This window comes from Marinobacter shunpengi (assembly GCF_045449715.1).
Taxonomy (GTDB): Bacteria; Pseudomonadota; Gammaproteobacteria; order Pseudomonadales; family Oleiphilaceae; genus Marinobacter.
This window is the reverse complement of record NZ_JBJJLA010000017.1, coordinates 287529-302848: the sequence shown is the minus strand read 5'-3', so window position 1 is coordinate 302848 and position 15320 is coordinate 287529. Positions and strand designations below refer to the sequence as shown.

Sequence of the window (15320 nt, the reverse complement as noted above, 5' to 3'; positions counted from 1 at the left end):
GGTTACTTGGAAGTCCGGATTGCCGGTGGTGACGCCAGGCGCACTTCACGCACCTGGCCCTGCACCACCAGCTCCACCCGACCGGGATAGATACGCCGCACGCGAACCCCATCGAACGTTTCACCTTCTCTTCTTGGCACACCGTTAATCACCGCCACCCTGCGCTCCGGCCCGTATAGTATCGAGGCCAGTGCAAACTGCCGCGGTTCCGCCGCCGGTGGTGGAGGCACCTGTTGTCCGGGTGGCCGGGTCGGATCCTGCAACGCCATGGCGGCCAAAGGCGCAGTCATCAGTACGATCACAATCAGCAAACGTCCCACATCACACCCCCAGCCACGCAGGTTCCAGACTCAGGGTCCGCACCCGGATGCGGGCAGAGCCACTGGGCCACTCGGACGCGTCATACTCCACCATGACCCAGCCCAGGCGCTCGTCCATCGCCTCCAGCCGTTCCAGGTACCTCAGTGTCTCAAGGTAGCCACCGGACACCAGGATATCGACCTCATGGGCGTACAGCAGTGTCTCTGGTTGAGCTCCCCCCGACTCGGGTGACTCCTGTGCAACAACCGGCTTCGGGGCCAGCAACTCGACACCGTCCAGAGACAGTCCCTTCTCGGTGGACAGCATGTCCTGCAGCATGATGACCATGTCCCGGGGCGGGATAAGCTGCCCGGTGGTGTCGGTGATCTGCTGGTCGATCTGTTCCAGGCGACGCTGCCGGGCCTGCAACGTCTGCCGCAACAGTGCCGACGGATCCCGGGCCAGTTGCTGCTCCAGCTCCGCCTGGGTGGCCAGTAGCTGGTGGCGTTCGAAGCGAACATCGTTCAGTTGCGCCTGGTGACGCCCGGCCCGTTCCAGTGATGGGCCAATCCAGAACTGCCAGCCGGCCAGCAGGATCAGCACCGCGACGGTCAGCAGGATCAGCGCCCGCTCGCGCACCGGTCGCTCGTCATACCAGGTGGACACCTGATGCCAGGGGTTACGGGCATCACTCATCGGGAGCCCTCCTCGTCGCGAGGGGTGGACACCCGGAATTCAATCCAGGGGTGGTCTTCGGAACGGGCCAGTTCGAACCGGCCAAAGACCTGTCCGGTGAAGGCCGGCTCTTCCCCGAGACGCTCCAGATAGACTGGCACCAGGGTGCCGGCACGGGTCCGACCTTCCAGCGTGACATGGTTCTGGCGCAGTTGCAGGCCGGTGAGCCAGAGCTCCTGGGGCACCTGCCGGGCAAGCGCGGCCATGGGTGCGGCGAACCCGTCGGAGCGATTGTCGGCCAGGCGCTCGACCCGCTCCAGCAACTGCTGACGCCGGGACAGGGTGTCGGTCACCCGCTCCACCGCCCGTTCCAGTTGCGAGTCCGGTTGACGGCCCTGGATTTCCGATGTCAGGCGCTCAATGGCCTGCTGTATCTGTTCATTACCGGATCGCTCCGCTTCCAGGGCCTGCGCCAGCCCGCTAGCCCGCTGGTGGGACCAGCCACCCGCCAGCAATACCAGCGCCAGCAGAACCACCGCCAGCAAGGCCACATTGGTGGCGGTCATCCATTGTCGGCGGGGGCGGAAATCCGGCTTGTACAGGTTGACCTGCTGGATCATGCGTCTCCCTCCGGCAGACTGAGACCGGCACTCCAGGCCACCAGGCATCGGCTGTCCAGTTCCTCTTCCAGGCCCAGCGCCGCCCAGTCCAGGTTGCACGCACTGGCGGCCAGGTAGGAACCGAGCATGGAGGTCAGGGGCAGCATGCTGTCCCGGGCCACCAGGTTGATCACCGGCGGCGGCACCTGGCCCAGTTGGCTTTCGTAGTAGTCCAGCGAACGCTGCATTTCCAGTGCCAGGGACTGGACTGCAGCCTCCTGACTGGATACGTCCCGCAGTTCATCGGAGGTCACATCCAGGCGCCGGGAAAGATAGAGGGTGTCGCCCTGGCAGATCACCATATGACCATACCGGTCCCTCAGGTGCACCAGTGCCGCCCCGCGACCGGAGTCGTCCAGACGGCTGACCAGGCGACGCAGGGCCAGCTCGGCGATATCGATCCGCTGCAGATCCAGATCGGCCTCCAGGGCCAGGGAAACCAGTTCCGTGATCAGGGTCCGGCGCACCGCCACCACATTGACCAGGTCACCGCGACCACGGGCCGCATCCCGCGGAAAGGGGAAGACATCGCAGACAGCGTCCGATGGACTGAAGTCCAGGAAATCCTTGAGCTTCCACTTCAGCGCATCACCCAACTCCTCATCCTCGATGCCTTCCGGACGGTCAAGCTGGAATACCTGGTACTGGTCCAGGGGCAGGATAATGGTGGTTTCCGCCCCCCCATGGCGACCAGACGAAACAATCCCCCGCAGGGCTGCCAACCGCTTTGCCGGCGTACACTCGACAAATCCGGACTGCGAACCGCCGGCCCAGGCAATACCATCCGGCCGGATCTCCAGGGAGAGCCGTGGACGACTGGAAGAGGAACTGAAAAGTTTCTTGAATCGATCAGCCAGAGACACGCATACCCTGCTTGGTCACTAATTGGAATATGTCTTTTATGGCTAACATTCTAGTTAAAGAACCGCATATGGAAATATGACATTCAGCATTATTTGACAGGCTTTTGCACTTCCGTAACAAAAAAGCCCCCATATATGGAGGCTTTATACACACATTTATTAACGCGCCATTTGTTTGGCTCGATATCCGTTATCTTCAGAAGGGGAGTATGACACAAAATGCCCACGTTCATGGTGGGTGGGTGGGTTTGCGAACCTCCACATGCAAGCCACCCAGGGACATACCGAAATTCTCCGATCTGGTTTCGTAACGATTTTCGTTACGTTTAGCCCGATTTGAGGCTCTGCTCGTGCGAAAACGTTACAGAAAGCAATCAAACGAGGCAATCTATAATCTTGGGAATACCTACATCTGCCATTCAACCACTACAAATAAGCTTTCTATTTAAAATGCCACTACTTTTCATGCAAAAGAGTCCGGCCTTGAAGTACGAGCACTCAGTTTGTCTCTTACCTACCCCAAGATTGGGTTAGCGCTACACACCACCAGTCTCATTGAACCTCGGGTCATAGCCACATATAAGTGCTGAGCGTTCATGCCCTCGGTGTTCAACAGTACTACCGTTTCGGCCTCCAATCCTTTGAGTAACAGCGTGCTACCGACGGCTCGTTTGGGCAAAGGGCGCCCCAGCAACCTATTTTCCTCACGTACCCGTAGACCAGCTTCCACTAGCGGGGTGTTCCCCGCAGAAGCTTCTCTGAGCGCTCTGAGCACCCCATAAAGGATGGAGGGGCGATACACGCGAACGCCCGGGAGCCCGTGCAGTTCAGACAAGAGCACTGCTGCGGCAGCGATCGAAGGTGCACGTTCGAACTCCAAGGCTCGACGTTCGGCGTCGTTCGGTGGATTTCGTGCCGTACCTCTTCTCAGAGACTCTAAGCGCTGTTTCAGCTGGGTGACGCCGACATTAGTCATGACACTCTGTGCGAAGTTCAGGACCTGCCCAAGAGCGAGCGGCGAACTAACGTCGAAGCTGGTGCAAAAGGCAATGAGATCTTGCAGATCTACAGCTTCTACGGTGGACGCCCCAGGTGTCTGGCTCGCGAATTTACGTTGCGCGTCCCGACTCCGGCTGTCAGCGATGATCAGAACTCGTCCGTCCGCGGCCGGTGGGGCAATTCTGGCTGCAGCCAAGCGTTGTTGGTGGTCGTTGGGGGGAACGGCCGGAAACCAGGTTACATACTCTGGTGGCGCGGTGCGCAGATCGACCGACTGCCTGGATGCCAGTAACCGACGGGCCTCCAACAGCCACTCTCCTAATGCTTCAGCCCCCACATTACGCCATCGCCAAGGCGTACTTAGTTCGCCGACAATGGGAAAATGCGTGCACACTTGCTGGCTCCAGTCTGCCAACGCATTGCCCCGAAACCCGAATATGGCCTGCATTGGGTCGCCCAGCACGCAGGTGGGCAAGATCAACGAAAGGAAGCAAACGATGTTGTGTTGAGGCACCGAGCAGTCTTGGTACTCATCGACGATGAGATGTGCGTATGAGGCCTTCAGGACCTCGCTGACGTGCCCGGCCTGCAACAGCCTCCCGGCGGCTTCCCGAATCAAGGGATAATCTCGCGACGGTGACGCCAATCGTAGAATCTCCGGATCGTGAGCGCTCCGACCGGGAAAGCTTGAGATGAGCCGCAAAGCCCAGCCATCGATCGTGCTCAATCGATAGGCATTAGCCGGCACCCCTGCTTGAGAAAGCCGACCTCGCAGGGCTGCCACTCCGGCATTCGTGTGTGTTAGCACGAGGATGGGCTTTCGATCGCGATGAGCGACCAGAGCCTGGGCGATCAACTGCGTTTTTCCACAGCCGGCTGGCGCGGTTACGGTACCGCGGGTGACCGCAAGTAGATCTATCTCAGCGCGGTCCATACGCAGCCCATCTGAATACGTTGTCCATAAGCTCCCGGAAACCGGGGTCACATAGCCCCAGGTCCGGCCCGACGATGGTCCTAGCCACCTCCTCCATCCAGGAGATGGACTTAAACCAACCAGCTTTACGAATGCGGGCAGCCCGGCCGAGCACGGCCCTAGTTTCAGCTGACAAGGCACCAGTTTGGTCGATTTCTTCCCAGACAGCGTCAAAGGTCACCGCGTTATTGGACACGGTGCGAAGGTGTTCATGAATCAGGTCACCGTGCAGTTCGTACGCATTCGTGATCAGGGCCTGGCAAGCCGCTGGCGAAAGGCTGCTGAATAGCTCATCCTCCAGCGCCCGGCCTTCGCGATAGGCAACAACAGCCCCACCTTGAACCATGAACGACCGCTGGACGGCAGGGGTAGGTTGCTTGTCGTCATCCCGCAGGACCATCACACGATAACCCAACTGCTGGAAGGCCGAAGCGCGGGCATATGGACGGTCCGCATCCCCACCTCCGCAGTCGACGAGGGTGACTCCTAAAGCCGCCAAGGACGCATTCCCTTGTTCGAGCTTGTATAGGTCCAAGCCTCGCAGTAGGCCGATCTCGCTGGCTCCTTCGCACACGATCACCGATCCAGCTAAGAAGGCCTCGGGATAGAGACGGATGGTGCTCTGGATTCCATTCTCCGTGCCGACTTGCCGTACCTCGTGGCTGTCTTCGCCACGGCGCAGAACAAAGAGCTGGTGGCCCGACAGCTCTCTCAGCGCCACGGGCGAATGAGTGGTAAGAAACACCTGCAGCGGATCGGCTTCTTTGGCGCCAAGTGAGCCAAGAAAGCGGGCGATGCGGTGCGGCTCAAGACCGTACTCGAGCTCGTCCGAAAGCACGATCGATGCCTGTTCGGCTGCCTTGCGCTGCAGACCTGCGACGAGTAGACGTGTGGAGCCAGTCCCCAGGTTGCGTAGCGGGATACCGTTTTCATTGTGGAGGGACACCGTACCCCCGCCAAACGATACCGACTGCGAATCGAGCAGTGCCCTGGCCCTGCCGCCAATTTGGACGCCCAGCTCCTCCGCAGTGGTATTTACGATTCCCAGTGCCTCCCCCAACTGATGTTCGGCTTGATCTCCAAAGGCATTACGTGCATCCCTGGCAGCTTGGACCAGAGCAGCTGAAGCGTCGGCTCTTTCCTCTGAGATTCGGTTTAAGACGGAACCACGTTTCCACCCCAGGTTATACTCCGCGAAAGTGCCGATACGTGTCGGTGCCAGCGCAGCGCTATCCTTCCTGGTAAGCCACTTGACGACGCCTTGCTGTGCGGCGCGGTCAGAGATGAGGGACCAAGAAGGCTCCAAATCACTGTCAACGGTCAGATTGAGGCAGAGCACGACTTCAGTGCCAGTGGTGGGCTCGTCTTCAACAATGCCGGTGGTGGGGTCGAATCCACGCAGGAAGGTGCCAAAACCCTCGAGCGTTGTCATCGAATTGTCGAGGTCGCCGAGCGTCAGCGTGATGCTGATAGGGGCTTTAACGTTAAAATGGGAAAAATCAGCATCCGAGAACTGGACGTTTCGTCTGACGCCTAAACACAGGTCGATCGCGTCCAGCACCGTGGTTTTGCCACTGTCACCCGGGCCGATAAGGCAGTTGATACCAGGCCCCGGACACCACACCAGCTGCCCTATACCGCGGAAGTTGAAGATTTCAATTCTTCGGATTCTTGCCATAGGTTGATGCTCCGCTGGTCATTGTCCGTGACATTTATCAGGCGCTTTGGGTAGAAGTGCTTGGCGGTTTTGGCGATCATCTGTTTCGCCTGCGTCCGTTGAAGGAAATGCTATTCTCCACCAAGATTGATCGATAGTTTCATTCGATAACCTTCTCTTCTCGGGGACGAATTCTTTTCTTTCCTGATCAGAGATTGATTGGCCGCTCTTACCGGAACAGGTTTCCCTTGGTTATCCGTTCTGAGGATGATCAGTTCGAGTCCAACGTTTTTTCAAAGCTATGAGAGCATCCAGTGCTGGACGGCCAAATTAACCGGTAAGGGCATTAAATCGCAAACTTTGCACTCCGTTTTGCAAATAGCCTCGACAGTTGCCACTCGTATGCTAGGCCAACAGCGGGGTAAAAGTGGCCGCAACGTGCGCCGATATGAAATAGGCTTGCCCTCCGTTCAAATGTCTCAGTTCCTTCGGGAAGGCTCAACTGCTTCCAGGTCATACGGTATCGATCAGTGGTCCTAGCCTCATCCGCATCGGCAACAATTTTGGTAGGTGGAATTTGCGTTGGTCCATGGGAGGGATCGTCGCATTCGTTTGAGCTGGGTGAAGAGAAAACGGAGGGGGCTGGGTCTAAATACACGTCGCCAGACCGGTCCGAGCTGAGCCGAGCGCCTTTTTATCGAGGTGTCCTACTTATCAATTTTGTGGCACTGTGACCTCATAAAAAATGAAGTGCTTTAATAAGAGGCCTCCCCGCAGCGATGAACCGTAAATCGAGATACAAGGCACTTCAGCAACGTCGCATAGGCCTGACGACCTCGCAGCGAATCATGAAGGTCTGGGGGATCGGAGAGTCCGACCAAGAACGCATTTTAAGCATCGAACCGGGTGAGTTGGACTCGTTTGATGCGCTTGAAGCATTGACCGATGACCAGTTGGCGAAAGTTTCCTATCTCCTGAACATCCACGCGTCACTGAAAGAGCTCTTCCAGAATCCGGAGAATCGATGCGGCTTTATGACGGCTGTCAATCACAACCCTCCCTACGACGGCCGCAGGCCGGTGGATTTCGTAATGACTGGTGAGGTCGACGCTCTCAAGAGAGTTTTCGAAAGCCTGGAGCGGATGAAACATGGACAGTGGTAGAAACATTGTTATTTCTGACATAACCGCGCAGTTAGGTATCTCGGAAGACGAGTTACCCGGGCAGACCCTGTTGTTGAGCTATTCCGAGAAGGACGTTAGAATTCTCTTTGAAGCGCTCCAGAATCGAATGATCGCGCTAATTGGGAACGATCCAGACAATCTTGCTCATTGGCTGAAAACTGATAACGAAGCATTTAACGGCAGACCAATCGATCGCTTAAGCACAATTGAGGGCTTTCGCGAGGTCATACACTATCTCGAGTTCTTTTCCCGATAAACCGTGCTGCATACGTTTAACTGATTCAAACGCACGTAATTCAGTCGACAAACCGGACAGCAACCTCGGATTCCTGCTGCTGAGCAAAAGCTCACGAAGAGCTTTAGCTTTGCGCCTACGTAAGAATCGCACTCACTGCTCTAATCGTCGGGACAATCTGGGCTTCCCCACTCCAACCCAACCGGGCCACCAACAGCGCCTTGGAGCTTCCGGTGCTTAATCCATTTGATTGCAATTTCATCCAGCACTTCGGAGGGGATTTCAACGGTCAGGCTATCGATGATCTGGTCTTTGAAAGTCTCCTTTGAAACCTCGTAAGAAGCGGGTTTCTCGAGCGCAAGGAACACTGAGCGAGGCTCCGCTGACAGAAGCTCTTCGTTGTAAAGATGAAACCTCTCTCCAGCCGCAATAGATGCCTTGGTACTCATTTTTTATCTCCCTGCATCAACTTGATGGTTGCTCCCCAAACGAGGGGCAGGTAGTGGTCGTCCTATAGCTAAATACCGAGAAAACTCACCACCGGCTTATACTGCATGGTGAATTTCTACGATTATATCTGAGCAGCAGCGAAGCGGCCGAAACCAATCCTACAATCTGCATAAACCTGCACTCCACTGCCTCAAACCTGCTGATTGACAAGATGCCACTCACACCATAGTGCACTTGACTGTAATCCGCACCGAAAGCGCTTGCCTCTTGGAATCAGTCTATCCAGCTGTATTTTATAGTATTTTTATACCACCCACATGAAACATCCGCACACTCCCGCTTGGGCCGATGCTGCTTACACCATGCTTGTGGTGATTTTTACAGACGAATAGTGATCAGCATCCCAAAGAAGGGAGCGTCCTCCAAGCGGTGAATCGCAGGAGAGATCGCTGCACCTATCTGACTTTCCCCATGGTCATTTCGCTGAGGGAGCCTATCAAAGTTCACGTCATCAATACCCGGAACTGTGTGCTAACTCAACCATTGGTAATCCCCACGATTCACTGGAAGATCTGACGCCATGGGATTACCTGGCGAAACACCAACGGGCGGAAAACTCTACTCAGCAGTGCAACTGAAACAGGGACGTTTACATTTCAGAAGATTTCATGAAAGACTATGGAGAGAAACAATGAGTTGGTTAGAACCCGGACAATCCACTTCCAAGTTTCAGTGAGCCAGGTGCAGTTTGGCTTTTAGAATTCACGTGGGTCTTGCTTCTCTTATTCCGGTCGCTCTGGGGCTCAAAGAAAGGGCTGAACTACACGAATAATGGATCTACATTCCTGAACAATGCTAGTCAATATTAGGGTCCGACTGCCAATTCAAGCCAGAATAAAGAAACCTTTCATGTTTCGTCGAAAACGTGAGGATTTAGAAACAAAACTTCCAGATCTTCGCTTTCCCGGGGCTAGCCAGCGTGAACCATCTTAAGGGGTAAATTCCAGGATGCCTGAACAGATAGAGATCTTCGACAAGATTTGCGGAGCCCTTCTTCTTCACCTTTACGATCACTTCCCAGTAAAAATCAATGTTGAGTTCACTGATTTGCCACTGGATCAGGAGTTGGACGCCCTCACTCCAGAAGAAATCTCACATTGGATGACTATCTTCGTGGAGACGGCATTTTGGCTCTCCAAGGAGAACTTCATTCGCTTTGATGGCGCTTCTTATGGTCAAAGTTTCCATGGGATGCAGCTCAGCATGTCCGGTCTAGCCGTTCTGCGCTCGGTACCAGGCTCTGTCGATGGCGGAAGGCTGTCGTTGGTAGAGAGAATCAAAGGCGCATTCAGTGAAGGCGGAAAGGTGATTTCGATCGAGGGACTTAAAGTGGGGGTCGGAGCGCTGCTTACGATGCAGTCGGGTCTCTCCTGAGGTGATTAGTACCAGTCAGTTTTCTGCTTTGCTAAAGCAGGTTGGGTAATTTGTACCTGGCGGGAAGGGGCAGTAAGACAACCTCCAGATCCATTCGCTTTTCCGGCGATAGTCGGCCTGAGTCATCTTCAGAGGCTACAATCCTTGTCGAAGAGCGGCCATGCCCTATGGGAGGTAGGAGAGTGAAATGCAGACTTTAAGTGCACCTAAAGTTCGGCAGAACCTGCACAGGCTGCTCGATGCATTGGCTTCTGGAGAAGAATTTGTCATCACTCGCTGTGGCAAGCCCATTGCCCGCCTGACCGAAGATTTGCCCCAATCTGTGATATTTCATGATCGATAAGACCTGCGGGCATCGCTGCCCTCGGCAAATGAAAGCGCAGCTTTGGCAATCCGATGCTTCCGTGACAATGAGCGTTAGCGAGGGAAGTCCAAACTCGGGGAAATCTGTCCAAACGAGATAGTTGATGATGCCACTAAGTCCGGACAAAAACAGAAAGGAAACAGCAACCTCCGCATTGAAAGAGATGGAGGAGATTGCCGCCGAGATACGAGCCATAATCAGGGGTATGCCAGCTGAAGAGCTCCTAGGATATATCTATGCCCAGCGCTTAATGGCAGTTGGAGACAAAGACGATCAAGGTATCGAGGGAAATCATCCAGACAGTCTGAAGAAGGAGATAAACGAGTCCCAGTTTTTACTTGAGTATGTGCACGCTGTTCTGGCGTCGGATGAGGCTCCTGGTGCTGTTCAATTTGATGAGGCGCGGTGCGCTGACCTGTACGAACTGAGCCGCGAGTTGAGAGAGCAATCTATGATGTTTGCGATAACTTCCTCCGTGGACACAGAGAATCAAGAGTTTGGGCCCAACACTGCGGAATTGGAGGTTCGAGCGAAGTCGTCGTGGGTTGTTCTCCGAGGGAATCGTTATCAGGTTCTAGAGAACGAGTTCTATCGCTACGTTCTTGCTGCTCACGACGATGCCTTAACCGAGGCCTATGGTGTCGGGGCTACTGAGATTGCGAAGGGCTTTCAAGAGATTGCAGATGCTACGCGTACGGGGCAAGCAGACGCCATGCTGGTGATGAGGAAACAGCACGAAGCCGCAATGCAATATGCTTCCGCTAAAGGAAAATCCATCGAGGAGGTAATGGAGGATTGGGTCGCCGAAAATGGAGAAGAAGCGGAGGCCGCACGCTTCGCGATGGAGGATATGCTACGGGGTGGTATCGCAAATGTCAGTCGCCATGCGAATCTACCGGCGGAACTTTTGGCAGATTTGGCCTATGAGAGGGGAGAAGAGGAAGATTTTTTTGCCAAAGGCGACTTTTCAGGGACGCCATACAGAACTCTTCCAGCCCGTAAAAAACCCTTACTTAAATTGGGATCGGAATACTTTGCCGTCGACCCATGCTTTATCAGAGATTCTGGATATCGCGCTTTGCTCTTCAATCTCCTAGAGCGAAAGCCAGATTACAAAGCGCTATTTAAAGAACGTCAAAAGATAATGAGCGAAGGGGCTTTCCCGGATATCTTGGCCGATCAGCTTGCTGGCGCGACTGTCTATAAAGAGGTGTATTACAAAGATCCTGTTACCAATCAGTGGGTGGAGAACGATACTCTGATTCTCATTGATGATGTTCTCTACCTAGTCGAAGCTAAAGCGGGAGCAGCTGCCACCATAGCTTCACCTGCCCTAGATTTTAAACGTCACGCCCAATCAATTAGGGACCTGATATTAAAAGCCTACAAGCAGTGTGAGCGATTTTTCAATTATTTGAATTCGGCCGATCAGGTACCGCTCTTCGAGCTAGCTAATGGTGCCTACCAGAAAATTGGCCAGGTCAGTCGCTCAGACTACCGGGTTATGGTGCCAATAGGCCTTACCGTGGAATCATTCTCGCCTTTTTCAGCCTATTGCAAGGATTTGCCTGAGATCGCGCCGCTTCTCCAAAAACACGGCTTCATATCGATGTCTATTGATGATCTGTTAGTCCTGAAACGCATCTTACCCTCAGCGGGAGCTTTCGCTCACTATATGGAAGTTCGGCAGGCCATGGCTGGAATGAAGCGGGCGCACCTGTTTGATGAGTTTGATCACCTTGGAGCGTACATCAGCCGAAACCGATTCGACCAGGATATTCGCGAGCAGCTCAGAGAGGGTGAGGCAGGATTCGTTGTCTGGGATGGTATGAGCGATGTTATCGATAAATATTTCGAAGGCGACAGCTGGGGAACCAAGCCAATACCGACACAGGATTTCCCACATGAATTAGCAAAGTTGCTTGAGGCGCTTAATAGCACTCACAAGCCTGGCTGGCTCAAGGCGGACAGCCTCATACGCGACTATGGAGAACAAGGGCGCAAGGATCTCGCAATGCGCCTTGCGGAGGTAGGCGATAGCTTGGGCGAGCGCCCCGAACGCTATTTTGCATTTACTGACCTTGATCAGATGTTATTTATCTGGATGCAAAATTCAAGCAAAGCTCCCGACTGGCAGAAAATAAAAGATCAGGCAGCCGCATCAGCTCTTTACGTGCAAGCATCAGCCGCTGTTGGAATATATGTGGAGGTGGGTAACGCAAATTGCTATGAGAAGGCCCACTTCTTTGAGATAGACCCACCTTCAAAACAGACCACTGACAATGCCCATATTTTTGCGGCTGCGGAGCGAATAGGCCAACGAATGAGTAGGGTAACTGCATCCCCGAGGAATCAACTGCCCCAAGCGCAGTTCAGAGGGAAAGTAGGCCGAAATGAGCGATGTCCCTGCGGCAGCGGTTTGAAGTATAAAAAGTGCCACGGTCGCTGAGCCTCATCCAACTACATTGCCTGCCTTGGTGACAGCTGCGGCCCAAACTAGAATAACTAACTAAAACATGGACGTTACTATGGAGCAATTGAATTAAATAGAGTCGACTCAATCCCCCATGGGGCTATGTCCCAAACCCCAACCCTCGCCGGGCGGAAGGGGTTGCAGTCAGGACTGCAACCCCGCGTCGAGGATATTTAATGACACGGCGTCAAGGGGCCGAGCCCTCGACGCGTCGCGGCTGCGGACCGCACCAACCCCTTGCCCCCTATCGCCATTTTGACCTGCCCCCAGTCTTTATGACCCTGACCCCGTTTCAGGCCCAGCCAGAGTTGAAAAAATCCGGTTGTATCGTCATCACTTTGTAACACCACTGGTCCCTCGCGCGAGCACATATGGCATAGGCGCTGAAGGGGGAAACAGGTCAGTCGAGAAAATCAATCAAATTGGTGAGCAACGTCTTGCGCTTAAAGGCTTTCGGTGGAGCCTCCGTGACTTTCCTGAAGACATCTGCCGAACCGATGAGGTGCACTTCATTTTCGGCCCGCGTCAACGCTGTATAAAGCCAACTTCTATCCAGAACCCTACCATCTTTCAGAAGCACTATTACTCTCGGAAACTGGCTGCCTTGCGCCTTATGCAACGTCATTGCATACCCCAACTCCAGAGCATCCAGCAGAGCGCCCTGGATCTCGACAGTTTCGCCCGTGTCCAGCTGCACGACGCCAACTACATCCTCGTCCTGCTCGACGCTCACGAGTTTGCCTAAAGAGCCGTTTTGCACACCTTCAGTCGGATGGTTTTGAGTGAACAGAACCTGATCATTCAGTCGTAGGTTTAGGTAGTATTCTTCACCTTCCAGGTTGAAATTCATCAGCGGTGAGTCACCGTTGTAAATCTGCTGAATCGACGAATTGGCCTCTCCAACTAATTTCCTTGTGGGGGCGATTATGCGAGATGCCTCTGGGCTCTCCAGATAAAGCTCTATGGCTTTTCCCAGCGCAATCTCTGCATCATCAATCCCATGGAAGTAGATATTCCGTGTGCTCAACGATGGCGGCACCTCGCCCGCGTTGACCTGCTTCGAATACTCGGGGATACCAGTGCTGCCCTTCTGCCGCTTTACGACATCCAACATCGTGTTTTGGACGTGGTCGGACAGCACCAGATCATGAAGAATCTTTCCAACTCCAATTGGAGGTAGCTGACTTGGGTCCCCGGTCAAGATGATTTTTACAGAAGGATCAATGTGATTGATGATACGAAACATCGTCGGGAGGTCGATCATTGATGCCTCATCAATGACGAGCATTGCTTTCGCGCCGTCCGGGCAGACAACGGGCTCTTCTCTCAAGAAACGAGCAATGGTCATCGTGAGATAGCCAATAGACTCATGAAGTCGCATGGCAGCTCGTCCAGACAAGGCAACCGCGTGGATGCTATAGCCGATTTTTGAAGCTGTCTGAAGAAACGTCGACAATACGGTGGTTTTGCCTGTTCCAGCGCCACCTGTAATGCAGCTAATACCCTCAGTAAGGCTAGTCATTACTGCCAGCTTTTGTTTGCTCGTAAGATCGTAAGGAAGCTGAGCCAAAACCTCCTGAAACGCCCACTCATCCCGATCAGAGAGGGGGGTTTTGAGTCCTAATAAGTGCTTGATGCGCTTCGCGAGCGCGAGTTCTTGAATAGCAGTAGCTGTTGGATGCAAACGGCCATCCTGCTTGTGATGGAGAGCCACGCTAGGCGTGTTTTTAAGCCAATCGACGCCCTCTTCGCAAAGAGCTTCACTCTTGAGGTAGTTAAAAGCCCTGGTCTTCACCTGACCGGCCTTGAGCCAGGTACTGCCATCTAACATACAGTCTTTGAGAGACTGCACCATCGCTGCTTGCGTTCGCTCTTTCGGGTATCTCTCACGCTCCCAAGCATGGCCGTGAATAGCGTGCAGCAATGTGTCGATTTCCTTGAATGTCAGTCCAAAGTTGATCAGCTCGAACGGGTTCTTTTTGATTGCTTCGACCGTTCCAAGCTTGTGATGCTTCAGGATTCGCTGCTGCACCGGTTGAGGAATCTTCGCTTTGCACATCCACACGGTATGCCGCAGGTTTTCATACTTTGCATAGCCCGCGTAAAGCGCCTTGATCGACTTGTCCGACAGCGTTTCTTGAAGGGCTTTCAAATCTTGCGCATTGCCTTCGGTGAGCATGCGATGAATATCCATCCCGAAACGACTCCAGAGCTGGCGTGCTTTAGACTCACCGATCCCCGAGAACTGCTTGTCTTTACTCACGAAGGTGATAAAGGTTTCCCCGGTGTCCGGCATATGCAAATCAAACACATCGGGGTTTTTGTAGGCATGTTCATTCGTCTTGTACGCCCCATGATCCATGACCCTAATCGTCTTGTGGCCGCGTACCTTCCAGAGCTGTCCCGGAGTAGGTTCAACTGGCAAATGTTCACTGGGTGCGACGACGGAAACAAAGTAAGTAGCCGACTTAAGCAAGTGGTCGCCACGAACCGGGACACCACGAATCACGGTTGAAAAGCTGCGACGGAAAGGCACAGCGGTAACGCGCATCATTTCTTCAAACAGAATCAGCTCATCGGGCATTGCGTAAACACCACTAGCCCATCTTTAATCGCTTCGACCGTTTCGCTGGTCGATGCCAGCTTTGACCGGAGAGCCTCATTCTCTTTCTCAAGCTTTTCAATTCGGACCTGGAGATCATGATTCGTGGACTCCAACTGTGCCAGGCGCTGACTGTCTGCGGATGATCGTCTCGCGGTCTTGTCGTATAGCTTTGCTCCGGCCTGTGCTTTTTTTCCCGAATCGGTCAGTGGGGGCAATACAGCTCGCTCTCTCAGCGAATCCTCAAGGTCTTTCAACGCTTGTTTCACATTCGCGTTCTTCTTGATTGCTTGGTCGCTCAAACCCGCAAGTTTTTTGATTTCTTGCCGATTTAGTATCCCCATGGGGCCGTAGACAATCTGGCGGAAGTCATCATCTGACATTGATGCAGACCACGCCTGAAAACGCTCAAGGTAGATTTGGCCCCGCTCTTGACTCATGCCTTACCCTCC

At 54.0% G+C, this 15320-nt stretch carries 14 protein-coding genes; 5 read left to right on the top strand and 9 right to left on the bottom strand.

Annotated elements, in window-relative coordinates:
- Positions 1-2 precede the first annotated feature (2 nt).
- The 6 genes from ACJO3T_RS11975 to ACJO3T_RS11950 all read right to left on the bottom strand — a co-directional run bounded on the left by ACJO3T_RS11975 (position 3) and on the right by ACJO3T_RS11950 (position 6147).
- Positions 3-320, bottom strand: coding sequence for a hypothetical protein (locus ACJO3T_RS11975; protein ID WP_406978587.1), 318 nt, complete (start codon positions 318-320; stop codon positions 3-5).
- 1 nt (position 321) lies between these two features.
- Complete coding sequence (locus tag ACJO3T_RS11970; protein ID WP_406978586.1) at positions 322-996, bottom strand: type II secretion system protein GspM; 675 nt, start codon at positions 994-996, stop codon at positions 322-324.
- Entirely contained in the window at positions 993-1595 is a 603-nt protein-coding gene (locus ACJO3T_RS11965; RefSeq protein ID WP_406963836.1) for a PilN domain-containing protein, read from the bottom strand. The genes ACJO3T_RS11970 and ACJO3T_RS11965 overlap by 4 nt, the downstream gene beginning before the upstream one ends.
- Complete coding sequence (locus tag ACJO3T_RS11960) at positions 1592-2497, bottom strand: biogenesis protein MshI (RefSeq protein WP_406978585.1); 906 nt, start codon at positions 2495-2497, stop codon at positions 1592-1594. Before ACJO3T_RS11960 ends, ACJO3T_RS11965 begins: the two co-directional genes overlap by 4 nt.
- Before the next feature lie 514 nt (positions 2498-3011).
- Positions 3012-4430 (bottom strand): UvrD-helicase domain-containing protein, encoded by a 1419-nt coding sequence (locus tag ACJO3T_RS11955; RefSeq protein WP_406978584.1) that lies wholly within the window; start codon positions 4428-4430, stop codon positions 3012-3014.
- Entirely contained in the window at positions 4417-6147 is a 1731-nt protein-coding gene (locus ACJO3T_RS11950) for an ATP-dependent nuclease (RefSeq protein WP_406978583.1), read from the bottom strand. Before ACJO3T_RS11950 ends, ACJO3T_RS11955 begins: the two co-directional genes overlap by 14 nt.
- Positions 6148-6905: 758 nt before the next feature.
- Between ACJO3T_RS11950 and ACJO3T_RS11945 the strand changes: the two genes are divergently transcribed.
- Positions 6906-7289, top strand: coding sequence for a hypothetical protein (locus ACJO3T_RS11945; RefSeq protein WP_406978582.1), 384 nt, complete (start codon positions 6906-6908; stop codon positions 7287-7289).
- A complete protein-coding gene (locus ACJO3T_RS11940; RefSeq protein ID WP_406978581.1) occupies positions 7276-7566 on the top strand; it encodes an antitoxin Xre/MbcA/ParS toxin-binding domain-containing protein in 291 nt (96 codons plus the stop codon). The genes ACJO3T_RS11945 and ACJO3T_RS11940 overlap by 14 nt, the downstream gene beginning before the upstream one ends.
- A gap of 140 nt (positions 7567-7706) precedes the next feature.
- Here ACJO3T_RS11940 and ACJO3T_RS11935 read toward each other — a convergent pair whose 3' ends face one another.
- Entirely contained in the window at positions 7707-7994 is a 288-nt protein-coding gene (locus ACJO3T_RS11935) for a hypothetical protein (protein ID WP_406978580.1), read from the bottom strand.
- Between the two features lie 1009 nt (positions 7995-9003).
- On the opposite strand from ACJO3T_RS11935, the gene ACJO3T_RS11930 reads away from it, so the two are divergent.
- From ACJO3T_RS11930 to ACJO3T_RS11920, 3 genes are all read left to right on the top strand, one after another.
- The gene (locus ACJO3T_RS11930; protein WP_406978579.1) at positions 9004-9429 is read left to right on the top strand and encodes a hypothetical protein; all 426 of its coding nucleotides are present in this window, start codon (positions 9004-9006) and stop codon (positions 9427-9429) included.
- A gap of 187 nt (positions 9430-9616) precedes the next feature.
- The gene (locus ACJO3T_RS11925) at positions 9617-9772 is read left to right on the top strand and encodes a type II toxin-antitoxin system Phd/YefM family antitoxin (RefSeq protein ID WP_406978578.1); all 156 of its coding nucleotides are present in this window, start codon (positions 9617-9619) and stop codon (positions 9770-9772) included.
- 124 nt (positions 9773-9896) lie between these two features.
- On the top strand, positions 9897-12242 hold the full coding sequence (locus ACJO3T_RS11920; protein ID WP_406978577.1) for a YecA family protein: 2346 nt from the start codon (positions 9897-9899) through the stop codon (positions 12240-12242).
- 424 nt (positions 12243-12666) lie between these two features.
- Here the strand turns inward: ACJO3T_RS11920 and ACJO3T_RS11915 are convergent, their stop codons facing one another.
- Positions 12667-14850, bottom strand: coding sequence for an AAA family ATPase (locus tag ACJO3T_RS11915; RefSeq protein WP_406978576.1), 2184 nt, complete (start codon positions 14848-14850; stop codon positions 12667-12669).
- Entirely contained in the window at positions 14835-15308 is a 474-nt protein-coding gene (locus ACJO3T_RS11910) for a VPA1267 family protein (protein ID WP_406978575.1), read from the bottom strand. Before ACJO3T_RS11910 ends, ACJO3T_RS11915 begins: the two co-directional genes overlap by 16 nt.
- Positions 15309-15320 lie beyond the last annotated feature (12 nt).

Coding starts and splice junctions, on each gene's coding strand:
- ACJO3T_RS11970 (WP_406978586.1), bottom strand. CDS start 996: ATGAGTGATGCCCGTAACCCCTGGCATCAGGTGTCCACCTGGTATGAC.
- ACJO3T_RS11965 (WP_406963836.1), bottom strand. CDS start 1,595: ATGATCCAGCAGGTCAACCTGTACAAGCCGGATTTCCGCCCCCGCCGA.
- ACJO3T_RS11955 (WP_406978584.1), bottom strand. CDS start 4,430: ATGGACCGCGCTGAGATAGATCTACTTGCGGTCACCCGCGGTACCGTA.
- ACJO3T_RS11950 (WP_406978583.1), bottom strand. CDS start 6,147: ATGGCAAGAATCCGAAGAATTGAAATCTTCAACTTCCGCGGTATAGGG.
- ACJO3T_RS11945 (WP_406978582.1), top strand. CDS start 6,906: ATGAACCGTAAATCGAGATACAAGGCACTTCAGCAACGTCGCATAGGC.
- ACJO3T_RS11940 (WP_406978581.1), top strand. CDS start 7,276: ATGGACAGTGGTAGAAACATTGTTATTTCTGACATAACCGCGCAGTTA.
- ACJO3T_RS11935 (WP_406978580.1), bottom strand. CDS start 7,994: ATGAGTACCAAGGCATCTATTGCGGCTGGAGAGAGGTTTCATCTTTAC.
- ACJO3T_RS11930 (WP_406978579.1), top strand. CDS start 9,004: ATGCCTGAACAGATAGAGATCTTCGACAAGATTTGCGGAGCCCTTCTT.
- ACJO3T_RS11925 (WP_406978578.1), top strand. CDS start 9,617: ATGCAGACTTTAAGTGCACCTAAAGTTCGGCAGAACCTGCACAGGCTG.
- ACJO3T_RS11920 (WP_406978577.1), top strand. CDS start 9,897: ATGATGCCACTAAGTCCGGACAAAAACAGAAAGGAAACAGCAACCTCC.
- ACJO3T_RS11915 (WP_406978576.1), bottom strand. CDS start 14,850: ATGCCCGATGAGCTGATTCTGTTTGAAGAAATGATGCGCGTTACCGCT.
- ACJO3T_RS11910 (WP_406978575.1), bottom strand. CDS start 15,308: ATGAGTCAAGAGCGGGGCCAAATCTACCTTGAGCGTTTTCAGGCGTGG.